General features: G+C 51.6%; 19 protein-coding genes. 15 read left to right on the top strand and 4 right to left on the bottom strand.

Going from position 1 to position 22,712, the window contains the following annotated elements:
• The first annotated feature begins 6 nt into the window (after nucleotides 1–6).
• The 4 genes from rssA (at nucleotide 7) to ACG1VR_RS10235 (ending at nucleotide 4,484) form a co-directional block, all read left to right on the top strand.
• Nucleotides 7–915, top strand: coding sequence for a patatin-like phospholipase RssA (gene rssA, locus ACG1VR_RS10220; protein WP_016536744.1), 909 nt, complete (start codon nucleotides 7–9; stop codon nucleotides 913–915).
• An 81-nt stretch (nucleotides 916–996) separates the two neighbouring features.
• Nucleotides 997–2,010, top strand: a complete 1,014-nt coding sequence (gene rssB, locus ACG1VR_RS10225) for a two-component system response regulator RssB (RefSeq protein WP_016536743.1) — start codon at nucleotides 997–999, stop codon at nucleotides 2,008–2,010.
• A 200-nt stretch (nucleotides 2,011–2,210) separates the two neighbouring features.
• A complete protein-coding gene (gene galU, locus ACG1VR_RS10230; protein WP_395490848.1) occupies nucleotides 2,211–3,119 on the top strand; it encodes a UTP--glucose-1-phosphate uridylyltransferase GalU in 909 nt (302 codons plus the stop codon).
• A 24-nt stretch (nucleotides 3,120–3,143) separates the two neighbouring features.
• Nucleotides 3,144–4,484, top strand: coding sequence for a UDP-glucose/GDP-mannose dehydrogenase family protein (locus ACG1VR_RS10235; protein WP_016536740.1), 1,341 nt, complete (start codon nucleotides 3,144–3,146; stop codon nucleotides 4,482–4,484).
• 706 nt (nucleotides 4,485–5,190) lie between these two features.
• Here ACG1VR_RS10235 and hns read toward each other — a convergent pair.
• Nucleotides 5,191–5,598: a histone-like nucleoid-structuring protein H-NS gene (gene hns / locus ACG1VR_RS10240; protein WP_016536737.1), complete on the bottom strand. Its 408-nt coding sequence runs from the start codon at nucleotides 5,596–5,598 to the stop codon at nucleotides 5,191–5,193.
• Nucleotides 5,599–6,152: 554 nt separating this feature from the next.
• On the opposite strand from hns, the gene tdk reads away from it, so the two are divergent.
• Nucleotides 6,153–6,758 carry a thymidine kinase gene (gene tdk / locus ACG1VR_RS10245; RefSeq protein WP_172569812.1) on the top strand — a complete coding sequence of 202 codons (606 nt, stop codon included), beginning with the start codon at nucleotides 6,153–6,155 and terminating at the stop codon, nucleotides 6,756–6,758.
• Nucleotides 6,759–6,878: 120 nt separating this feature from the next.
• Here the strand turns inward: tdk and adhE are convergent, their stop codons facing one another.
• The gene (adhE, locus tag ACG1VR_RS10250; protein ID WP_016536734.1) at nucleotides 6,879–9,551 is read right to left on the bottom strand and encodes a bifunctional acetaldehyde-CoA/alcohol dehydrogenase; all 2,673 of its coding nucleotides are present in this window, start codon (nucleotides 9,549–9,551) and stop codon (nucleotides 6,879–6,881) included.
• 475 nt (nucleotides 9,552–10,026) lie between these two features.
• Here adhE and ACG1VR_RS10255 point away from each other — a divergent pair, with 475 nt between their 5' ends.
• The 7 genes from ACG1VR_RS10255 (at nucleotide 10,027) to ACG1VR_RS10285 (ending at nucleotide 17,980) form a co-directional block, all read left to right on the top strand.
• Complete coding sequence (locus ACG1VR_RS10255; RefSeq protein WP_395490849.1) at nucleotides 10,027–10,674, top strand: YchE family NAAT transporter; 648 nt, start codon at nucleotides 10,027–10,029, stop codon at nucleotides 10,672–10,674.
• 799 nt (nucleotides 10,675–11,473) lie between these two features.
• The gene (oppA, locus tag ACG1VR_RS10260; protein WP_016536728.1) at nucleotides 11,474–13,105 is read left to right on the top strand and encodes an oligopeptide ABC transporter substrate-binding protein OppA; all 1,632 of its coding nucleotides are present in this window, start codon (nucleotides 11,474–11,476) and stop codon (nucleotides 13,103–13,105) included.
• Between the two features lie 108 nt (nucleotides 13,106–13,213).
• Nucleotides 13,214–14,134 (top strand): oligopeptide ABC transporter permease OppB, encoded by a 921-nt coding sequence (oppB, locus tag ACG1VR_RS10265; RefSeq protein WP_016536727.1) that lies wholly within the window; start codon nucleotides 13,214–13,216, stop codon nucleotides 14,132–14,134.
• Nucleotides 14,135–14,146: 12 nt separating this feature from the next.
• Nucleotides 14,147–15,055 (top strand): oligopeptide ABC transporter permease OppC, encoded by a 909-nt coding sequence (gene oppC, locus ACG1VR_RS10270; protein ID WP_039899326.1) that lies wholly within the window; start codon nucleotides 14,147–14,149, stop codon nucleotides 15,053–15,055.
• Between the two features lie 10 nt (nucleotides 15,056–15,065).
• Nucleotides 15,066–16,079 (top strand): ABC transporter ATP-binding protein, encoded by a 1,014-nt coding sequence (locus tag ACG1VR_RS10275; protein WP_039898291.1) that lies wholly within the window; start codon nucleotides 15,066–15,068, stop codon nucleotides 16,077–16,079.
• A complete protein-coding gene (gene oppF / locus ACG1VR_RS10280) occupies nucleotides 16,076–17,080 on the top strand; it encodes a murein tripeptide/oligopeptide ABC transporter ATP binding protein OppF (RefSeq protein WP_016536724.1) in 1,005 nt (334 codons plus the stop codon). Before ACG1VR_RS10275 ends, oppF begins: the two co-directional genes overlap by 4 nt.
• A gap of 51 nt (nucleotides 17,081–17,131) precedes the next feature.
• On the top strand, nucleotides 17,132–17,980 hold the full coding sequence (locus tag ACG1VR_RS10285) for an ion transporter (protein WP_016536723.1): 849 nt from the start codon (nucleotides 17,132–17,134) through the stop codon (nucleotides 17,978–17,980).
• Between the two features lie 24 nt (nucleotides 17,981–18,004).
• Here the strand turns inward: ACG1VR_RS10285 and ACG1VR_RS10290 are convergent, their stop codons facing one another.
• Entirely contained in the window at nucleotides 18,005–18,334 is a 330-nt protein-coding gene (locus ACG1VR_RS10290; protein WP_016536722.1) for an HI1450 family dsDNA-mimic protein, read from the bottom strand.
• A gap of 37 nt (nucleotides 18,335–18,371) precedes the next feature.
• Entirely contained in the window at nucleotides 18,372–19,832 is a 1,461-nt protein-coding gene (gene cls / locus ACG1VR_RS10295; protein ID WP_016536721.1) for a cardiolipin synthase, read from the bottom strand.
• A 146-nt stretch (nucleotides 19,833–19,978) separates the two neighbouring features.
• Here cls and ACG1VR_RS10300 point away from each other — a divergent pair, with 146 nt between their 5' ends.
• The 3 genes from ACG1VR_RS10300 to ACG1VR_RS10310 all read left to right on the top strand — a co-directional run bounded on the left by ACG1VR_RS10300 (nucleotide 19,979) and on the right by ACG1VR_RS10310 (nucleotide 22,670).
• Entirely contained in the window at nucleotides 19,979–20,158 is a 180-nt protein-coding gene (locus ACG1VR_RS10300) for a YciY family protein (protein ID WP_071704092.1), read from the top strand.
• 251 nt (nucleotides 20,159–20,409) lie between these two features.
• Nucleotides 20,410–21,879, top strand: coding sequence for a diguanylate cyclase (locus ACG1VR_RS10305; RefSeq protein ID WP_395491088.1), 1,470 nt, complete (start codon nucleotides 20,410–20,412; stop codon nucleotides 21,877–21,879).
• 26 nt (nucleotides 21,880–21,905) lie between these two features.
• On the top strand, nucleotides 21,906–22,670 hold the full coding sequence (locus ACG1VR_RS10310) for an EAL domain-containing protein (protein WP_395490850.1): 765 nt from the start codon (nucleotides 21,906–21,908) through the stop codon (nucleotides 22,668–22,670).
• The last annotated feature ends 42 nt before the right edge of the window (nucleotides 22,671–22,712 follow it).

The following is a 22,712-nucleotide window of genomic DNA, read 5'->3' on the forward strand; positions in this document are numbered from 1 at the left end:
GGCGTGATGAGACAGGTAAAGATCGGCCTGGCATTAGGGTCGGGTGCTGCAAAAGGATGGGCGCACATTGGCGTTATCAATGCGTTAAAAAAAGCAGGGATCCAGATTGATGTCGTGGCAGGTTGCTCCGTAGGTGCGCTGGTGGGCGCTGCCTATGCGAGCCAGCGCCTGCCGGTAATGGAGCGTTGGGTTCGCTCATTTAGCTACTGGGACGTGTTGCGGCTGATGGATCTTTCCTGGCGTCGCGGCGGCCTGCTGCGAGGCGAGCGGGTGTTCAATAATATCCGCCATATTATCCCCGAAACGATGATTGAAGGCTGCGGCCTGCGTTTCGGCGCGGTGGCTACCAATCTTAGCACCGGGCGAGAGCTCTGGTTTACCGAAGGCGATTTGCACCAGGCCGTTCGCGCCTCTTGCAGCATGCCGGGTTTACTGTCGCCCGTTGCCCACAACGGCTACTGGCTGGTGGATGGCGCTATTGTGAACCCTGTGCCCGTTTCATTAACCCGCGCGCTGGGAGCTGATATTGTGATAGCCGTTGATCTACAGCACGATGCGCACTTGATGCAGCAGGATTTACTCTCGGTGAATATGACGCCGTCCAGCGAGGATAATCACCCGCAGGCCACTAACTGGCGTGGCCGTTTGCGCGAACGGTTAGGGAAAATGACCTCCCGCCGGGCTAACGTGACGCCAACGGCAATGGAAATAATGACGACCTCTATTCAGGTGCTGGAAAATCGCCTCAAGCGTAACCGTATGGCGGGAGACCCGCCCGATATTCTTTTACAGCCGTTTTGCCCGCAAATTTCCACGCTCGACTTTCACCGCGCATCTGAAGCGATTGCAGCGGGCAGTCTCGCGGTTGAGAAAAAGATGGATGAGCTTCTACCGCTGGTTCGTACTCATGTATAAGTTACGGCTTCAGGCGATTCTTACAGGCGCTTGTTGCAATACCGTGCCACTATTTAATTATTGTCGGGCAGGGGAGTGCGCATGAGCCAGCCGCTGGAAGGAAAACAGATCCTCATTGTTGAAGACGAGCCGGTTTTCCGCTCCCTGCTGGACAGCTATCTGACTTCACTTGGTGGAATGACCCATCTGGCATGGGACGGCGTGGATGCTCTGGAGAAACTCGCCGGCCATTCAGTGGATTTGCTGATTTGCGATTTAGCCATGCCGAGAATGAACGGCCTTGAGCTGGTGGAGCACATTCGTAATGAAGGCGACCAGACGCCTATCTTAGTGATTTCTGCTACCGAAAATATGTCCGATATCGCGCAGGCGCTGCGTCTTGGAGTGCAGGATGTCTTGCTGAAACCGATTAAAGATCTTAATCGGTTAAAAGACACCGTTTTATCCTGCCTCTACCCGACCATGTTTAATTCCCGTGTGGAAGAAGAAGAGCGGCTGTTTCAGGACTGGGACGCCCTGGTGCAGGACCCCCAGGCGGCTTCTAAACTATTACAGGAGCTGCAGCCGCCTGTTCAGCAAGTGATATCGCATTGCAGGATAAATTATCGCCAGCTTATCTCGGTCGATCAGCCGGGGCTGGTGCTCGATATTGCACCACTTTCGGATAATGACTTAGCTTTTTATTGCCTCGATGTTACCCGCGCCGGAGATAACGGTGTATTAGCCGCGCTGTTGTTACGCGCGTTATTCAACGGGCTATTGCAGGAACAACTTTCTCATCATGGTCAACGCCTTCCGGAATTAGGAAATTTACTTAAACAGGTCAATCAGCTATTGCGCCAGGCAAACCTCAGCGGGCAATTTCCTTTAATGGTTGGTTATTATCACAGCGGATTAAAAAACCTTATCCTTGTTTCCGCCGGGCTTAATGCCACGTTAAATACCGGAGAACACCAAATTCAGGTCAGCAATGGGGTGCCGCTTGGTACGCTGGGTAACACCTACCTAAACCAAATCAGCCAGCGCAGCGCCGCCTGGCAGTGCCAGGTGTGGGGTTCCGGAGGCCGCTTACGGCTGATGTTGTCCGCAGAATAAACAGCGGAACAACTGATTACATTTAGCTTTTCTTCTGTAAGCAGCGTGGTGGTAATATCGCGCTCAACCTAATCGTATTTGTCTTAAATTAACCGCTGCCGGGGTAAACAGGGGCGGTTTTTGTTTTTAAGCTGATATACTCAACCGCGTTTTTAAATTGACGACAAGTGTGAAACTTGAACAGTCCTGGAGGTTTTTCAATGGCTGCCATTAATTCTAAAGTAACGAAAGCTGTTATCCCGGTTGCGGGATTGGGAACGCGCATGTTGCCGGCAACAAAGGCAATTCCAAAAGAGATGCTGCCGCTGGTTGATAAACCGCTGATTCAGTATGTCGTTAATGAATGTATCGCCGCCGGTATTACCGAAATCGTGCTGGTTACCCACTCTTCTAAAAACTCCATCGAAAACCATTTCGATACCAGTTTTGAGCTGGAAGCGATGCTTGAGAAGCGCGTTAAACGCCAGCTTCTGGAAGAAGTTCAGTCCATCTGCCCGCCGCACGTTACCATCATGCAGGTGCGTCAGGGTCTGGCTAAAGGCCTCGGCCATGCGGTGCTGTGCGCACACCCGGTTGTGGGCGACGAGCCGGTAGCGGTTATTCTGCCGGACGTTATCCTCGATGAATTCGAATCCGATCTTTCCCAGGATAACCTGGCCGAAATGATCCGCCGTTTTGATATAACGGGCCACAGCCAGATTATGGTTGAGCCGGTTGCCGACGTTACCGCCTATGGCGTAGTTGACTGTAAAGGCGCCGCGCTTTCTGCAGGCGATAGCGTGCCGATGGTTGGCATCGTCGAAAAACCAAAAGCAGACGTTGCGCCATCTAACCTGGCGGTTGTGGGCCGCTACGTGCTGAGCGCCGATATTTGGCCGCTGCTGGCGAAAACGCCTCCGGGCGCAGGGGACGAGATTCAGCTGACTGACTCTATCGCCATGCTGATGGATAAAGAGACCGTTGAAGCCTATCACATGAAAGGCGTAAGCCACGATTGCGGCAACAAACTGGGCTATATGCAGGCGTTTGTTGAGTACGGTATTCGTCATAAGACGCTGGGCGAAGACTTTAAAACCTGGCTGGAAGCCACCGTTGGCTCGAAGAAATAATTCAATTCAACGCAGGATGGTAAGATGAAAGTTACCGTATTTGGTATTGGCTACGTTGGCCTGGTGCAGGCTGCCGTACTTGCCGACGTCGGGCACGATGTTATGTGCATCGACGTGGACGCAAAGAAAGTGGAAAACCTTAAAAAAGGTGAAATCCCTATCTTTGAACCCGGCCTGACTCCGCTGGTAAAAAAGAATTTTGAAGAAGGGCGCCTGCAGTTCAGCACCGACGCTGAGCAGGGCGTTCATCACGGCGAAATGCAGTATATCGCCGTAGGCACGCCGCCGGACGAAGATGGCTCTGCCGATTTAAAATATGTGACCGCCGTAGCCCGTACTATTGCTCAGCATATGGACTCGCATAAAGTTGTTATCGACAAATCTACGGTGCCGGTTGGCACGGCAGATAAAGTTCGTGCGGTAATGGCTGAAACCCTCAAGGCGCGTGGCGTTGAGATCGGGTTCGACGTGGTCTCTAACCCCGAGTTCCTTAAAGAAGGTGCCGCGGTTTCTGACTGTATGCGTCCTGAACGCATCGTTATCGGGACGGATAATGAAGAAGTCATCGATCTGCTACGCGAGCTGTACGAGCCGTTTAACCGCAATCATGACCGAATGATCCTGATGGACATCCGCAGCGCGGAGTTGACCAAGTATGCGGCTAACTGCATGCTGGCGACTAAAATCAGCTTTATGAACGAGATTGCCAACCTGGCGGAACGTCTGGGCGCGGATATCGAGAAAGTGCGTATGGGTATCGGTTCTGATTCCCGTATCGGCTACAGCTTTATCTATCCCGGCTGCGGTTATGGCGGTTCCTGTTTCCCTAAAGACGTACAGGCGCTGATTCGCACCGCAGAGCAGATTGGCTACACGCCGCGCATTCTGCAGGCGGTGGAAGAAGTGAACTACGCGCAGAAGCAAAAGCTTCCTGAATTTGTGACCCGCTATTTTGGCGATGATCTCAAAGGGAAAACTTTTGCGCTATGGGGGCTTTCCTTTAAGCCAAATACCGATGATATGCGCGAGGCTTCAAGCCGGGTGCTCATCGAGTATTTGTGGGCGCGCGGTGCTGAAGTGCAGGCATTTGACCCTGAGGCGATGGATGAGGCCCAGCGTATTTATGGTCACCGCAGCGATTTCAGGCTGATGGGAACTAAAGAGGCCGCTTTACAGGGGGCCGATGCGCTGGTGGTCTGTACCGAATGGCAAAGCTTTAAAGCGCCGGACTTCGAGTTGATTAAGAAGTCTCTGAAACAGCCGGTTATCTTTGATGGTCGTAACCTGTATGACCCTGAGAGATTGAATAAGCGTGGCTTCGTCTATTATGCGATTGGCCGCGGCGCTTCCATCAGTATTGCTTAAATAACCCGTTCTGACGTTATTTATAGTTACCGGCGCTACAGAAACGCTTAAGTATCTGTACGCTGCCGGTAACGTGTTAACCACTTCTGTTATTCCTGCTCCGTTTAAACCTCTCCTGAGCGCTTCTACGCTTAATTTCGGCCTTTGGTTTACTATCTCGTCAAACATAGCCCGGACGTGGCCGTTTCAAATGAAATACTGCTCTGGGATAGATGTGTTCATTATTTAATCTGCCGGGGTTTCCTGCCAGGGTTGGGGAGCGTGTTAAACAAAAGGGGGGGGACGGCATTCCACGCCGTGAGTTAATAGGGGCGTATTGAGGGAGAGAGAAATAAAAGTAAAGAAACTTACGTTAAACCTAAGGCTATGGTCGTGGCGGTGGCCTGGCTACGTTATCCCGTCCATCCAACTTTATGCAGTAATATCCTGCCTGGCTCGGATAATTCTTATGGGTTATATCGGAGCTAAGAAAAGGATTAGTCTTTAGAACGATAAATCGATTTTATCCATAAGTTTATGATTAACGCAGGAAAGCAACAGCAGTTGCCGACGGGTATTGAATCAAAAAATATTGGCATCTTCGAGTTAATAACAAATGCAGGCCGCGTCATGCCTGGCCTTCGGGGGAGGGGCAGTTTGTGTTGTCCGGGGACTGAAAATAAAAATCCCGCCGAAGCGGGATCTTAATAAGCAGCACTGAAGGTAATTAGATCAGGAAATCTTCCAGCTTTTTACCTTGCTCTTCCATTGCTTTTTTGATTACTGCTGGAGTACGGCCCTGGCCAGTCCAGGTTTTGGTTTCGCCGTTTTCATCGATGTACTGATATTTAGCCGGACGTGCAGCGCGTTTAGCTTTGCCTGCAGATTTAACAGCAGCGATGCTGTTCAGCAGTTCGTTCGGGTCAATACCGTCAGCAATCAGCATTTCGCGGTATTGCTGCAGTTTACGGGTACGCTCTTCAATTTCAGCGGCTGCCGCGTTTTCTTCTTCGCGACGTTCGTTAACTACAACTTCTAATTTTTCCAGCATCTCTTCCAGAGTTTCCAGGGTGCATTCTCTTGCCTGGGCACGAAGAGTACGGATGTTGTTCAGAATTTTAAGTGCTTCGCTCATTTTAGTAATCTCAAACTTATTATTGGGGGGTGACGTTTGAGCTAATAATAGAGCGTTAAATTAAGTTCTGCAATAGCCGTGAATGTAAGGAATTCAAAATTTGCTGATATATATGCGATGGTTTAAATTTGGTTAACTTAATTTTCGCCTGCCAGGTCACAGAAAATGGCGCTTTGAGACTCAAATTTTAGACAACAACCCTTGTGCTTGCAGGGGTTGTTAGCGAGTAGAAAAGATAAAAATTTCGCATTAATCATCAAATATTCCTGCTGCTTATTAATGGTTATGGGTCTTAGCGACTGTTTACAATTTATAATAATTGAGTGGCTGAACAATTACTCCGGTTGGCGATAAAAAAGCCGTAACCTCCTCTGTTAAGGGCTTTTTGCTCAGATAAACGCTTACTAATAGGCAGGGCGGCGGCGGCTATTATTAATATATCTGATGTTATTAATCCTGATGTTTAGCAAGGAAATCGGGAATCCCCAGCCTCCTGGAGCTGTGGTACAATCGCCAGCAACAATATTTACATTTTGATTCAGGCTAAAGACGCAATGGCTCAACTCTATTTTTACTACTCTGCAATGAACGCGGGGAAATCAACGGCACTGCTTCAGTCTTCCTACAATTACCAGGAAAGAGGGATGCGTACTCTGGTGTATACCGCAGAGATCGATAATCGTTTTGGGGTTGGCAAAGTCAGCTCGCGTATAGGCCTGTCATCCCCTGCAAAACTTTATAACCAGGCGACAGACTTATTTGCCGATATTCGTGCCGAGCAGGAGTCCGCTCCGGTCCACTGCGTGCTGGTAGATGAGAGTCAGTTTTTAACCAAAGAGCAGGTATACGCTTTATCTGACGTGGTTGATGATTTAGATATTCCGGTTTTATGCTACGGGCTGCGCACGGATTTTCGCGGCGAGCTGTTCAGCGGCAGCCAGTATCTTCTGGCGCTGTCAGATAAGCTTGTTGAGCTGAAAACTATTTGCTTCTGCGGGCGTAAGGCCAGCATGGTATTACGCCTTGACCAATCCGGGCGGCCATATAATGAAGGTGAGCAGGTCGTGATTGGCGGCAATGAGCGCTATGTATCCGTCTGCCGCAAGCATTATAAAGAGGCGCTGGCTAAAGGCTCTCTACAGGAGCTTCAGGGGCGTTAAAAGAGGGATTGAGGCCATAGCCCCAGTTTCTGTATTTAATGCCTTACCGGCGTCCGTAATGATTATTCGGCAATAAAAAAACCCGCCTTTCGGCGGGTTTGTTATTTAAGGCAGAGGCAATTAAGCGGTTTTCTTCGCTTTCTTGTCTGCTTTAGCTGCCGGAGCGGCTTCTTTTGCTGCCGCGCCTTCTACGTATTCACGTCCGTAGAAAGTATCCAGCAGGATCTGTTTCAGCTCGGAAATCAGCGGATAGCGCGGGTTAGCGCCGGTACACTGGTCATCGAATGCGTCTTCAGACAGCTTATCAACGTGGGCCAGGAAGTCAGCTTCCTGCACGCCAGCTTCACGGATAGATTTAGGAATACCCAGTTCAGCTTTGATGGTGTCCAGCCAGGCCAGCAGTTTCTCAATCTTAGCCGCAGTACGGTCGCCCGCAGCGGTCAGACCCAGATGGTCGGCGATTTCAGCGTAGCGACGACGTGCCTGAGGGCGGTCGTACTGGCTGAAAGCAGTCTGCTTGGTTGGGTTGTCATTCGCGTTATAGCGGATAACGTTGGAGATCAGCAGGGCGTTCGCCAGACCGTGAGGAATGTGGAACTGAGAACCCAGTTTGTGAGCCATTGAGTGGCACACACCCAGGAAGGCGTTAGCAAACGCGATACCGGCGATGGTTGCCGCGTTGTGAACACGTTCGCGAGCGACCGGGTTTTTGGAACCTTCATTATAAGAAGCCGGCAGGTTTTCTTTCAGCAGTTTCAGCGCCTGCAGAGCCTGGCCGTCAGAGAATTCGCTTGCCAGAACAGAAACGTAAGCTTCCAGGGCGTGAGTCACGGCATCGAGACCGCCGAATGCGCACAGGGACTTAGGCATGTCCATAACCAGGTTGGCATCAACAATCGCCATATCCGGGGTCAGCGCGTAGTCTGCCAGCGGATATTTCTGGCCAGTTGCGTCGTCGGTTACAACCGCAAACGGCGTAACTTCAGAACCGGTGCCGGAGGTGGTGGTGACCGCGATCATTTTCGCTTTCACGCCCATTTTCGGGAACTTGTAGATACGTTTACGGATGTCCATAAAGCGCAGCGCCAGTTCTTCGAAGTGGGTTTCAGGATGTTCGTACATCACCCACATGATTTTAGCAGCATCCATCGGGGAGCCGCCGCCCAGGGCGATAATCACGTCTGGTTTAAAGGAGTTAGCCAGCTCTGCGCCTTTGCGAACAACGGTCAGCGTTGGGTCAGCTTCAACTTCAAAGAACACTTCGGTTTCAACGCCAGCGGCTTTCAGAACAGAAGTAATCTGGTCCGCGTAGCCGTTGTTGAACAGGAAGCGGTCGGTGACGATCAGCGCACGTTTGTGGCCATCAGTAATCACTTCGTCCAGCGCGATTGGCAGGGAGCCACGGCGGAAGTAAATAGATTTCGGAAGTTTATGCCACAACATGTTCTCAGCTCGCTTAGCAACGGTTTTCTTGTTGATCAGGTGCTTCGGACCCACGTTTTCAGAGATGGAGTTACCACCCCATGAACCACAGCCCAGCGTCAGGGAAGGGGCCAGTTTGAAGTTATACAGGTCACCGATACCACCCTGAGAAGCCGGGGTGTTAATCAGGATACGTGCAGTCTTCATTTTGTCGCCGAAGAACTTCACGCGCTCAGGCTGGTTGTCCTGGTCGGTATACAGGCAAGAGGTATGGCCGATACCGCCCATCTCTACCAGTTTTTCCGCTTTAACCACGGCGTCTTCGAAGTTTTTGGCGCGGTACATTGCCAGCGTCGGAGACAGTTTTTCGTGAGCGAACGGTTCGGACTCGTCAACAACTGAAACTTCACCAATCAGAATTTTGGTATCAGCCGGGACGGTGAAACCTGCAAGCTCAGCAATTTTGGCAGCTGGCTGGCCTACGATAGCGGCATTCAGTGCGCCATTTTTCAGGATGATGTCCTGAACGGCTTTCAGCTCTTTACCCTGCAGCAGGTAGCCGCCGTGGGTAGCGAAGCGCTCGCGCACTGCGTTATAAGCAGAGTCAACCACGATAACGGACTGTTCAGAAGCACAGATAACGCCGTTATCGAAGGTTTTGGACATCAGAATAGATGCTACAGCACGTTTAATGTCGGCAGTTTCGTCAACCACAACCGGGGTGTTACCCGCGCCAACGCCGATAGCAGGTTTACCGGAGCTATAAGCCGCTTTAACCATGCCCGGGCCACCGGTAGCCAGAATCATATTGATATCCGGGTGGTGCATCAGAGCGTTGGACAGCTCAACGGAAGGTTGATCGATCCAGCCGATCAGGTCTTTTGGTGCACCGGCAGCGATTGCAGCCTGCAGCACGATATCCGCTGCTTTGTTGGTTGCATCTTTAGCACGCGGGTGTGGCGAGAAGATAATGGCGTTACGAGTCTTCAGGCTGATTAAAGATTTGAAGATAGCGGTAGAAGTTGGGTTGGTGGTTGGTACGATACCGCAGATGATACCGATAGGTTCAGCGATAGTGATGGTACCGAAAGTGTGATCTTCAGACAGCACACCGCAGGTTTTTTCATCTTTATAGGCGTTGTAGATATATTCGGAAGCGAAGTGGTTTTTAATCACTTTATCTTCGACAATACCCATGCCGGATTCGGCAACGGCTAATTTCGCAAGTGGGATTCGAGCGTCGGCAGCGGCCAGGGCGGCAGCTCGGAAAATCTTGTCGACTTGTTCTTGAGTAAAGTTGGCATATTCACGCTGGGCTTTCTTTACGCGCTCTACGAGGGCGTTCAGTTCCGCGACATTAGTTACAGCCATAATGCTCTCCTGATAATGTTAAACTCTTTTAGTAAATAAGCTGCGCGAGTCGACAGTATAGTCAGCAGGCAACAGGTTGCGTGTTAAGACAAAAAGTGACCGTGTAAATACTCAAATCGTCCGCTGATTTACTAAAAGAGCCTGACCCTGAATAAGCCGCTGGAGATATTATTTCTGCTCTTCAGGTGACCCCAAGAGTACCCACTTCTGAGTGGGTTTTTCGTGATCTGCATCACAAGTATCTCATGCTGACACCTTTCAGCTAACAGTATCCAGGTGTTTGAAAAATCATTAAAATTTTAGTCACAACGGCGACAACTCACGTTACCATATTTTCAACATTCGGGTAACAGTTTGCCATGCTGCTAAAATTAGTTGTCAGGACAGTCGATTATGCAGGGAAATAGCGTGGCGGCGGGGGTGTTTTTCCATTACATTACGCCTGCTTTTGCTTTGTTCATATGCGGAGTCTTGCGTGGCCCAATCCTTTTTCGACTTGCCAACCTATATTAAGTTTTTTATCGGGATGTTCGCCCTGGTCAACCCGGTAGGAATTATTCCTGTCTTTATTAGCATGACCAGCTATCAGAGCGCGGCTGCAAGAAATAAAACCAACCTCACCGCCAACCTTTCCGTCGCCATTATTCTCTGGACCTCGCTGTTTCTTGGCGATGGCATTTTGCAGGTGTTTGGTATTTCAATCGACTCATTCCGTATTGCCGGCGGCATTCTGGTGGTGACCATCGCCATGTCGATGATCAGCGGTAAACTGGGCGAGGATAAGCAGAACAAGCAGGAGAAATCGGAAAGCGCAATTCGCGAGAGCGTTGGTGTGGTACCGCTGGCGCTGCCTTTAATGGCGGGGCCGGGGGCAATCAGCTCCACCATCGTATGGGGAAGTCGCTACCATAACTGGGGTCACCTGCTCGGTTTCTCTATTGCTATCGCGCTGTTTGCCTTCTGCTGTTGGTTGCTGTTCCGCATTGCTCCGTGGCTGGTGCGCATGCTCGGCCAAACCGGCATCAACGTTATCACCCGTATCATGGGCCTGCTTTTAATGGCGCTCGGCATCGAATTTATTGTGACCGGCGTGAAAGCCATTTTCCCTGGCTTAGTAAGTTAATTCGACTGCCCCTTTCAAATGAAAAAGCAGAATCTCTATTCTGCTTTTTTTCTCTCCACAGATTAAAAATTCAAATAAACATTGCTTCATTTTCGCAAAAGCATATGCGAATCATTCATAAGAAAATGCTTTGGAAAACCGCTAATTAGCCGTTGACCTTGTAACAAGCTGTACATAAAAGTGGCGATCGAAATTATATTTAGCCGCCGTTATGCAATCAGGCTTGCTGCGGGTTTATTGAGATGATATTAGTAATTCATGCCTTCCCGCAGAGGAATGTGCTAAAAAATAACCAATTGTTAATTTTTTGTGAGTGGTGTAGCGGGTGAGTCATGTTCTTCCCTCCTGATGAGGCGATGTCATAGTAACTCCATGATTATAAAGATTATGCGTGGGTTACTGTTGCAGCTTATTAAGCATCGCTTCCCCCACAATCTCTCCATAAAAGAGAAATGGTTAACAAATTTGCAAATTGTATTGGCGGGTATCTGAAGCTTTTGATACTTTCCGGGCAAAACAATTCGCTGAAAAAAGTTTCTTTTGCAGATGAGAATGATTACGCAGCGTAATCATGCCGATCGCGATAACGAACAACCGGCCGTCGACCACGCAATCGGCGGCATAACAGAATCGACGTAATGAGGCTGTCGTATCGAACGGCCCGAAAATAAAGTCGGTGATAGCGAGAAGTAAAAGCAGCATCCCGTACGGACGCTTAACGCTCCTGCGCTGTAAGGGACCCCAAGGGGAAGAGGCCGGCTTTCGGGCCGGTAATTATAATGAGTGGAGTACCAACACAATGACAAATATCACTAAAAAAAGCCTGATTGCAGCAGGCATTTTAACTGCGCTAATTGCCGGCAATGTCGCGATGGCGGCTGACGTCCCGGCGGGTGTTCAACTGGCAGAAAAACAAGACCTGGTTCGTAACAACGGCTCAGAGCCACAGTCTCTGGATCCGCACAAAATTGAAGGCGTGCCGGAGTCCAACATCAGCCGCGACCTGTTTGAAGGTCTGCTGGTTACCGACCTGCAGGGTCACCCAACCGCCGGCGTTGCCGAGTCATGGGATAACAAAGACTTTAAAGTCTGGACCTTCCACCTGCGTAAAGACGCTAAATGGTCTAACGGCGAACCTGTTACCGCTCAGGACTTCGTTTACAGCTGGCAGCGCCTGGCTGACCCGAAAACCGCTTCCCCGTACGCAAGCTACCTGCAATACGGCCACCTCGCTAATATCGACGATATCATCGCCGGTAAAAAACCAACCAGCGATCTGGGCGTAAAAGCCATCGACGCAAATACTTTGGAAGTGACTCTTAGCGAGCCGGTTCCTTATTTCTACAAGCTGCTGACTCACCCGTCCGTTTCTCCGGTTCCTAAAGCAACCATTGAAAAATTCGGCGACAAATGGACTCAGCCAGCAAACATCGTGACCAACGGTGCTTATAAAGTAAAAGACTGGGTTGTTAACGAACGTATTGTTCTGGTGCGTAACACCGACTACTGGAATAACAAAAAAACCGTTATTAACCAGGTGACCTACCTGCCAATCTCTTCTGAAGTTACCGACGTAAACCGCTACCGCAGCGGCGAAATCGACATGACTTATAACAACCTGCCGATTGAGTTGTTCCAGAAGCTGAAGAAAGAGATCCCAACTGAAGTACACGCCGACCCGTATCTGTGCACCTATTACTACGAGATCAACAACCAGAAAGCACCGTTTACCGACGCTCGTGTACGTACCGCGCTGAAACTGGGCCTGGATCGTGACATCATCGTAAATAAAGTGAAAAACCAGGGTGACCTGCCTGCTTACGGCTACACCCCACCGTATACCGATGGCGCGAAACTGACCAAACCAGAGTGGTTCACCTGGTCTCAAGAAAAACGTAACGAAGAAGCTAAGAAACTGCTGGCCGAAGCGGGTTACACCAAAGACAAACCGCTGACCTTCAACCTGCTGTACAACACCTCTGACTTGCACAAGAAGCTGGCTATCGCCGTGGCTTCCATCTGGCAGAAAAACCTGGGTGTGAACGTCAAGCTGGAAAACCAGGAATGGAAAACCTTCCTGGATACCCGTCATCAGGGGACCTTCGACGTGGCGCGTGCTGGCTGGTGTGCGGACTACAACGAACCGACCTCCTTCCTGAACACCATGCTGTCCGACAGCTCGAACAACACCGCTCACTATAAGAGCCCGGCGTTCGACAAGATCATTGCCGATACTCTGCAGGTGACTGACGAAGCTCAGCGTACTGCGCTGTACGACAAAGCAGAGCAGCAGCTTGATAAAGACTCAGCAATCGTTCCGGTTTACTACTACGTTAACGCCCGCCTGGTTAAGCCGTGGGTAGGTGGTTATACCGGTAAAGACCCGCTGGATAATGTCTACGTCAGAGACTTGTACATTATCAAACATTAATGGCAATTCGTGGGGCAGGGCTCACCGGCTGCGGCTGGTGGCTCAGTCTTGCCCCATCGTGTCTTATTTACATCGCACTGCAAAGGCACAGGCCAGAAGGTACGGGCAATGTTGAAATTTATTCTACGTCGTTGTCTGGAAGCAATTCCGACACTCTTTATTCTTATAACGATCTCCTTCTTTATGATGCGTCTCGCACCGGGTAGCCCTTTTACCGGCGAACGTACGCTGCCGCCGGAAGTGATGGCGAACATTGAAGCGAAGTATCACCTGAACGATCCTATTACGACCCAGTATTTCAGCTATTTAAAACAGCTGGCGCACGGGGACTTTGGGCCGTCGTTTAAATACAAAGATTATTCTGTGAACGACCTGGTGGCTTCCAGCTTCCCGGTTTCCGCGAAATTAGGCGCAGCCGCCTTCATCTTTGCCATCGTGCTGGGCGTAACGGCGGGCGTAGTCGCGGCACTTAATCAAAACACCAAATGGGATTACACGGTAATGGGCTTTGCCATGACGGGGGTGGTTATCCCCAGCTTCGTGGTGGCCCCGTTGCTGGTATTGATATTCGCCATCACCCTGAAGTGGCTTCCCGGAGGGGGCTGGAACGGTGGGGCGCCGAAGTACATGATACTGCCGATGATTGCCTTATCCCTGGCCTACATCGCCAGCATCGCGCGTATTACCCGCGGCTCGATGATTGAAGTTCTGCACTCGAACTTTATCCGTACCGCCCGCGCTAAAGGCCTGCCGATGCGCCGCATCGTACTGCGCCATGCGCTGAAACCCGCTCTGCTGCCGGTACTTTCCTACCTGGGGCCAGCATTTGTGGGGATAATCACCGGTTCAATGGTTATTGAAACGATTTATGGTTTGCCGGGTATCGGCCAGCTGTTTGTAAACGGAGCGCTGAACCGTGACTACTCACTGGTTCTCAGCCTGACCATTCTGGTCGGTGCGCTGACGATTCTGTTCAACGCGATTGTTGACGTGCTGTACGCCGTTATCGATCCGAAAATCCGTTACTAAGCTGGAGTGGCCATAATGTTGACTAAGAAAAACAGCGAGGCGCTGGAAAACTTCAGTGAAAAACTGGAAGTTGAAGGCCGCAGCCTGTGGCAGGATGCGCGTCGCCGTTTTATCCATAACCGCGCGGCAATCACCAGTTTGGTTGTGCTGGTGCTGATTGCGTTGTTCGTGGCGCTGGCTCCGGTTCTGTCGCAATTTACCTACTTTGATACCGACTGGGGCATGATGTCCGCGGCGCCTGATATGGCATCCGGGCACTACTTCGGCACCGACTCATCGGGCCGTGACCTGCTGGTTCGCGTAGCCATCGGGGGGCGTATCTCACTGATGGTGGGTGTTGCAGCGGCGCTGGTGGCCGTCGTCGTCGGGACGCTTTACGGCTGCCTGGCGGGTTACCTCGGCGGCAAAACCGACTCGGTAATGATGCGCCTGCTGGAGATCCTGAACTCCTTCCCGTTCATGTTCTTCGTTATTCTGCTGGTGACCTTCTTCGGGCAAAACATCCTGCTTATCTTCGTGGCTATCGGCATGGTTTCATGGCTGGATATGGCGCGTATCGTGCGCGGCCAGACCCTGAGCCTGAAACGCAAAGAGTTTATCGAAGCGGCCCACGTTGGCGGGGTATCTACCATCAATATCGTGCTGCGCCACATCGTGCCGAACGTGCTGGGCGTGGTGGTGGTTTACGCTTCGCTGCTGGTGCCGAGCATGATCCTGTTCGAATCTTTCCTGAGCTTCCTCGGTCTGGGTACCCAGGAGCCGCTGAGCAGCTGGGGCGCGTTGTTAAGCGATGGCGCCAATTCCATGGAGGTTTCACCGTGGCTGCTGCTGTTCCCGGCAGGCTTCCTGGTGATTACGCTGTTCTGTTTTAACTTTATCGGCGATGGCCTGCGTGATGCCCTCGACCCGAAAGATCGTTAAGGAGTCCTCCATGAGTACAATTGAAACCTCTGCGGTGGCCACTCCACTGAACACATCCGGGGCGCTGCTCGACGTTAAAGACTTGCGAGTAACCTTTGGAACGCCTGACGGTGACGTAACGGCGGTCAATGACCTCAACTTCAGCCTGCGTGCCGGTGAAACTCTGGGCATCGTGGGTGAGTCCGGTTCAGGTAAATCCCAGACCGCGTTTGCGCTGATGGGCCTGCTGGCGGCTAACGGCCGCATCGGCGGCTCGGCTAAATTCAACGGCAAAGAGATCCTCAACCTGCCGGAGTCGCAGCTCAACCGCCTGCGCGCCGAGCAAATCTCGATGATTTTCCAGGATCCGATGACCTCCCTGAACCCGTATATGCGGGTGGGCGATCAGCTGATGGAAGTCCTGATGCTGCACAAAAAACTCGGTAAAGCGGAAGCGTTTGAAGAGTCCGTGCGCATGCTGGATGCGGTAAAAATGCCGGAAGCGCGTAAGCGTATGCGCATGTTCCCGCACGAATTTTCCGGCGGTATGCGCCAGCGCGTGATGATTGCTATGGCGCTGCTGTGTCGTCCAAAACTGCTGATTGCCGATGAGCCAACTACCGCGCTGGACGTTACCGTTCAGGCGCAGATAATGACGCTGCTCAACGAGCTGAAGCGCGAGTTTAATACCGCGATCATCATGATCACCCACGACCTGGGCGTGGTAGCCGGTATCTGCGATAAAGTGCTGGTGATGTATGCCGGGCGCACCATGGAATACGGCAAAGCCCGGGATGTGTTCTACCAGCCGGTGCACCCTTACTCTATTGGCCTGCTGAACGCGGTGCCGCGTCTGGATGCCGAAGGGGAAGCGCTGTTGACTATTCCCGGCAACCCGCCGAACCTGCTGCGCCTGCCGCAAGGCTGCCCGTTCCAGCCTCGCTGCCAGTTCGCAATGGAAGCTTGTAATAGCGCTCCGCCACTGGAGCAATTTGGTGAAGGCCGCCTGCGCGCCTGCTTTAGACCGGTGGAGGAATTAGTATGAGCACCGTTGCAGATGAGAGAAAAGTTCTGTTAGAAATTGCCGATCTCAAGGTTCACTTTGATATTAAAGACGGCAAACAGTGGTTCTGGCAGCCTTCAAAAACCCTGAAAGCCGTGGACGGCGTAACGCTGCGCCTGTACGAAGGGGAAACCCTCGGCGTGGTGGGCGAGTCCGGCTGCGGTAAATCGACTTTTGCTCGCGCCATCATCGGCCTGGTAAAAGCGACCGAAGGCCGGGTGGCCTGGCTGGGTAAAGATCTGCTGGGAATGAAGCCGGAAGAGTGGCGCGACGTGCGCAGCGACATCCAGATGATTTTCCAGGATCCGCTGGCGTCCCTGAACCCGCGTATGAACATCGGGGATATTATCGCCGAGCCGCTGCTGACTTATCATCCTAAAATGCCGCGTCAGGAAGTCCGTGACCGCGTAAAGGCGATGATGATGAAAGTCGGCCTGCTGCCGAACCTGGTGAACCGCTATCCGCACGAATTCTCCGGCGGCCAGTGTCAGCGTATCGGGATTGCCCGCGCGCTTATCCTCGAGCCTAAGCTTATCATCTGTGATGAGCCGGTTTCCGCTCTGGACGTGTCGATTCAGGCGCAGGTGGTTAACCTGCTGCAAAAACTGCAGCGCGAAATGGGCCTGTCGCTTATCTTCATCGCCCACGACCTGGCGGTAGTTAAGCATATTTCTGACCGCGTGCTGGTAATGTACCTCGGCCATGCGGTAGAGCTCGGCACCTACGACGAGGTTTACCACAACCCGCTGCACCCTTACACCAAAGCGCTGATGTCGGCTGTGCCTATTCCCGACCCGGACCTGGAGAAGAACAAAACTATCCAGCTGCTGGAAGGTGAATTGCCGTCGCCTATCAACCCGCCTTCAGGCTGCGTGTTCCGTACGCGCTGCCCGATTGCCGGGCCGGAATGCGCTAAAACGCGTCCGGTACTGGAAGGCAGTTTCCGCCACGCGGTTTCCTGTCTGAAGGTTGACCCGCTATAATCCCGCTAAGGGCCGGCACCGAGCCGGCCCTTTTTTTATGCGAGGATCATCGTGTCAGGGACTAGTTCATCATTTCGGGCGCTGCTTTACCGCTTTCTGTTCGACCAAAACACCCGCTCCGGCCGCCGCTTTGAGGCGTTCTGTGGCCTGCTGGCGCTGCTTAGCGTTGCCGTTGTCTTTACCGAATCCAGCGTGGGAAACGACCCGAGCCTGACCTATGGCGAATGGCGCCTGTTTATCTGGCTGGAAATTATCTTCACGCTGCTTTTCACCTGCGAATATTTTCTGCGCGTGCTCACCTGGCCGAAACCCATCCGCTATGTCTTTAGCTTCTGGGGGATTATCGACCTCGCCACCATGCTGCCGCTTTATGTGCTGTGGCTGTGGCCAGAATTCGCTATTCACTACTACTTTGCCTGGCGGGCGATGCGGGCGATACGCGTGCTGCGTATTCTCAAGCTGCTACGTTATATGCCCGCCCTCAAGAGCCTCTGGCGCAGCCTGATTAACGCCAGCAATCAGCTGATTCTGTTCTATTCGTTTATCGCTATCGTGATGGTGGCGGCGGGCGCGCTGATGTACGGCATAGAAGGGAAGGCCAATGGCTTCACAAGCCTGGGTGTCTCGGTCTACTGGGCGGTTGTTACGGTGACGACGGTGGGCTACGGCGATATTGTGCCGCATACGGCCATCGGGCGTTTCGTGGCATCGCTGCTGATTTTGATTGGCTATTCGGTGATTGCTATTCCGACAGGTATTTTAACCTCTCAGATGTCTCAGGATATGCAAAGAAGGCGTTCAGTGCGGGAATGTACGCGCTGCCATCAGCAGGATCATGCGGCCAATGCGCATTACTGTAAAACCTGCGGAGAGCATTTACCGAAGCTTGATGAAAAATAACGCGGCCAGGCGGCCGCGCTACGGTTACTCACGCCACAGAATATGGCAAAGCTTGTGGTCTTTATCGCGGCACAGCAGCACGCGGGCAAAGACATCGTTCAGCTCTCCGCCGTCGGTTTCGGCCAGCCCGATAACCACTTCTGCAAAGAAGTCCGGGTTCAGGTCGAAATCGACGTGCTCCTGCCAGTCTTCGGAAGGATCGAACAGCTCCGCGCCGCCGCGCTCTTCAAATTGTAGGTTGAATAAAATAATGTCGGCAGGGTCGAGGTTATCGCCCGCCAGCTCGAGAAAAATATCGTACGCCTGCTCTAAAGTCTCGTCTTCGGTCAGGCGGTTGTTCAGATCCATTTCCATGTCTACATCCACTTATCGAGTGCTGATGCGCCACGTTTTACAGCAACGGACTAAAGAAGTAAAACAGTCGCTCTGTCACCCGCTGCCACAGCGGGCGTTTTAGCCACAAATGCTCATCTAACAGCCGTGAGCGGGAGATATAGTCGTCCTGTACTGCGGCCAAATCACCGGCAAAACCTTCGTCGTCAATCACCAGCGTTATCTCAAAGTTGAGCCACAGGCTGCGCATATCCAGGTTCACGGTGCCGACCAGACTTAACTGGCCGTCAACCAGCACGCTCTTGGTATGCAACAGGCCGCCTTCGAACTGGTAGATCTTCACTCCGGCGGCGAGCAACTCGGTAAAGAAGGCGCGACTTGCCCAGCCGACCAGCAGAGAATCGTTCTTGCGTGGAACAATAATGCTGACATCCACGCCGCGCTGCGCTGCGGTGCAAATCGCGTGCAGCAAATCATCGCTCGGCACGAAGTAGGGGGTGGTCATTATCAGATATTCACGCGCCGCATAAACCGAGGTCAGCAGTGCCTGGTGGATCAGGTCTTCCGGGAAGCCCGGCCCGGAGGCGATGGTGTGAATAGTGTGGCCGCTGGCCTCTTCGAACGGCATGATATTTTCGTCCGGCGGCGGCGGAAGAATGCGTTTGCCGGTCTCTATCTCCCAGTCGCAGGAGTAAACAATCCCCATCGCCGTGGCGACCGGGCCTTCCATACGTGCCATCAGGTCAACCCACTGGCCCACGTTAGAGTCCTGCTTGAAGAACCTCGGGTCGACCATGTTCATACTGCCGGTGTAGGCAATATAGTTATCGATCATCACCATTTTGCGGTGCTGGCGTAAATCCATACGGCGCAGGAAGACACGCATCAGGTTAACTTTAAGCGCCTCAACCACCTCAATACCGGCATTGCGCATCATATTAGCCCACGGGCTGCGGAAGAAGGCGACGCTGCCCGCGGAGTCGAGCATCAAACGGCAATGAATACCGCGCCGTGCCGCCGCCATGAGCGACTCGGCAACTTGATCTGCCATACCGCCGGGCTGCCAGATGTAGAACACCATCTCGATGTTGTGCCGGGCCAGCTGGATGTCACGGATCAAAGCCTGCATGGTGTCATCCGAACTGGTGAGTAACTGAAGCTGGTTGCCTTTTACTCCGGCAATGCCCTGGCGCCTTTCGCAAAGCTGGAACAGGGACTCGGCGACCTTACTGGTCTCACTGGCGAAGATATGCTTGCAGTTTTTCAGGTCTTTCAGCCATTTTGCCGTCGAAGGCCACATCGCTCTGGCGCGTTCCGCACGCCGTTTGCCAAGGTGGAGTTCCCCAACCGAGAGGTAAGCAATAATGCCGACCAGCGGCAGAATATAGATGATCAAAAGCCAGGCCATAGCTGAGGGTACGGCGCGGCGTTTCATCAAAATTCGCAGCGTAACGCCGGCAATCAGCAGCCAGTAGCCGAGAATGACCAGCCAGCTCACCACGGTATAGAAGGTTGTCATGCCTTAAAAATCCTTTTGAAACCGAATAGTTGAGAGTGTACGCAGAACTTTCAGCGCTTAACACTAAAAGTATACGCAAAACGGATGGTTTGCCCGGCAGAAGGTTCTATAATGGCGGGTCTTTTTTAGAAAGTTGAGTGGTAAAAATGAGGCGTAGCAGAACGGAAGTCGGGCGTTGGCGGATGCAGCGCCAGACGCAAAAACGCAGGGCGCGTTGGCTGGAAAGCCAGTCCCGACGCAATATGCGCATCCATGCCATTCGAAAGTGCCTGGTGAACCAGCAGCGTAATACCTTGCTGTTTGCCATCCACGATCGTTGGGCATAAGGCCAGGGCACCGCATGCGGTGCCCATCAAATATATATTCCTGTAAATGAGGAAATAACGCTTCCTCTAAGCTGGAAATTATCTTTCCAGACGGCGGAAGTTTGTTTTTTTCATGATCGCGATCATCCCATAAGCCGGTTGTAGTGGCTATTTTGTGCTTTTTAATTTACAGCACACGGAAGCGAAATAATTTGATTGCCGATTTAGTTAAAAAGGATTTCTCTTACGCTAAAAGAGTGAATTTTTTATTTGTGATTATTGTTGTCGTGCTAATTGTTTTTAGTATGGCAATTTCCGGTGTAAGTTATAGTCATCAAAAAAGAACGCTACACAAAGAAAACGAAGGCTTCGTTCATAATGTTGCGACATTCTATCTTGAACAGCAATTGAAGGTTTTAGAAAATACTCTATGGCAAAACACTATTTTACTGGACAGTAAAAATGTTGAAGCCCTGGTAAATAATCAAAACCAGGAAATGGAGAAAAAGTTGACGACTTCAATAGCGGTGATGCCGTCCGTTTCCGGCTATATCGTGGCGAAGCGTGATGGCCGCTATAACAGCATACCCAAATCCTATATCGACAGCAGTTTTGAGCTGGTCGGGCGGGCGTGGTACGAGAATATCAGCGCTAAAAATGCCTTTATTAACTACTCTGCAATCTATGCAAATGCGAGGGATAACGCAGCGGTCATAACCATGTCAAAGCTGCTCCACAGCGATACAGGTATGCGCTACGGCGTGTTTGCAATGGATTTGAACCTTATTAACATGAGCTATCCGCTGCGCCAGCTCAAAAGCCCGAGCGTCGGCCATTTCTCCATCGTGGACAGGCAGGGAAAAGCCATACTCGATGCGGATAGCGACGCTATAGGCACCGGCGTTATTTCACCCGCAATTATGCAGAAAATGAGCAATGGACTGGGCTCGTTTTTTGATAAAAATGAGCGTAAGTATTATTACTATTATTCCTACTCTAACCCCGACTGGTTTGTGGTGTATGGGGTAAGTGAAAATGAAATTGAAGGCTTTGCACTTTTCGAAACCCAAATTATCATCCCGGTATTTATATTTTGCCTTACGATTTATTTGATGCTGTGGTTCTTTATGCGTCAGTCAATCAAGTCAATGATCGTTGATATTGTTTCGATGATGCGTTTTGGCAGGCTGGCGCTGGATGAGGGCGCGGATAATAAACTCATCAGCGAGATAGCCGAAAGCAGCCAGCAAATAAAAAATGCCAAACATATTTCCCTCACCGATGGGCTCACCGGGCTGCTAAACCGCCGCAGTTTCGATAACGATCTCGACTACTTAATCACCCGTGAAGCCCCTTTCAGTATCGGTATCGTCGATATTGATAATTTCAAAAAAATAAATGACGGCTTCGGCCATCTGGTTGGCGACACGGTGCTGAAAGTTGTGGCCGATATGGGAATGGGCCTGCTCGACGACCGCGCCAAACTCTATCGCTACGGCGGGGAAGAAATTGCCTTTATCTATTTTTCGGACAACCAGGTCAAGGCGATGGAAATCATGGAGAGCTGGCGTAAACAGCTGGAGGCCAAAGTCTGGCGTGAGCCAGGGCTTACGGTAACGTTTAGCGGCGGCCTTTGCCCGTGGCGGGGGGAAGACTACGCGCGCCTTATCGAGAAGGCGGACAAGCTGCTCTATAAAGCCAAATCCAGCGGTAAAAATAAAGTTGTCATCGCGACCAGCTAAGGCGCACCTGCACGAGGAGTTTTAATATGGAAAAAAGCACTGAATTTATCGTTAATCGGGTGATGAAGAATAATTTTAGCCTGGCTTTTGAGTCGCTATTGCAGCCGATTTTTGACACATCCAGCTTTAAATGCGTCGGGACCGAAATGCTAATCAGGGGCGTTCATCGCCGTAATCTGATTGCCCCGAACCTGTTTATTAACCGTCTGGAAGAAAATGGCGGCATCGTTTCCCTGGGAGAGCATGTGATTGAAATGGCCTTCAGCTATATGGCGGAGGTCATTACGCCGCACAATGCGGCTTATCCGCTGCATCTGAACCTTTCCCCGGTGCAGCTGAACGACGAGGGATTTGCCGGGCGAGTTTGTGCCCTGGCGGCCAGGCTTGCGGTTCCCGTTGGGCGCATTGTTTTTGAAATTACGGATAACGATATCGCGCTGGATGATACCGGGCGCGAAAATGCCCTGCGCCTGCGTGAAGCCGGCTTTTTGATGGCCTGGGATAATATTCATGGGGTGAATCAGATCCAGGACAGGCTGGCGCTATTAAGCGTTGACTTTATTAAGCTCGACCGCTCCTGTTTTAAAGCTTCCTGCACCGATGAAACGCTGAACATCGTGCGCTGTGCTCAGGATCATGAGGTAGATGTGATTGCCGAAGGGGTGGAAACCTTTTCCCAGATGCAAATGCTGTTTAATAACAATGTCCGTATGGCGCAGGGCTTTCTCTTCTCGCGCCCGCTGGACAGAGACAGCTTTCGCCGCAAGTATCTGCTGATGGTTGAGGCATAAGCGAACAGCGAGCCTGCGAATGTCACAGGCTCGTTTTACTTC

The organism is Cedecea davisae (genome assembly GCF_044095835.1).
Lineage (GTDB): Bacteria > Pseudomonadota > Gammaproteobacteria > Enterobacterales > Enterobacteriaceae > Cedecea > Cedecea davisae.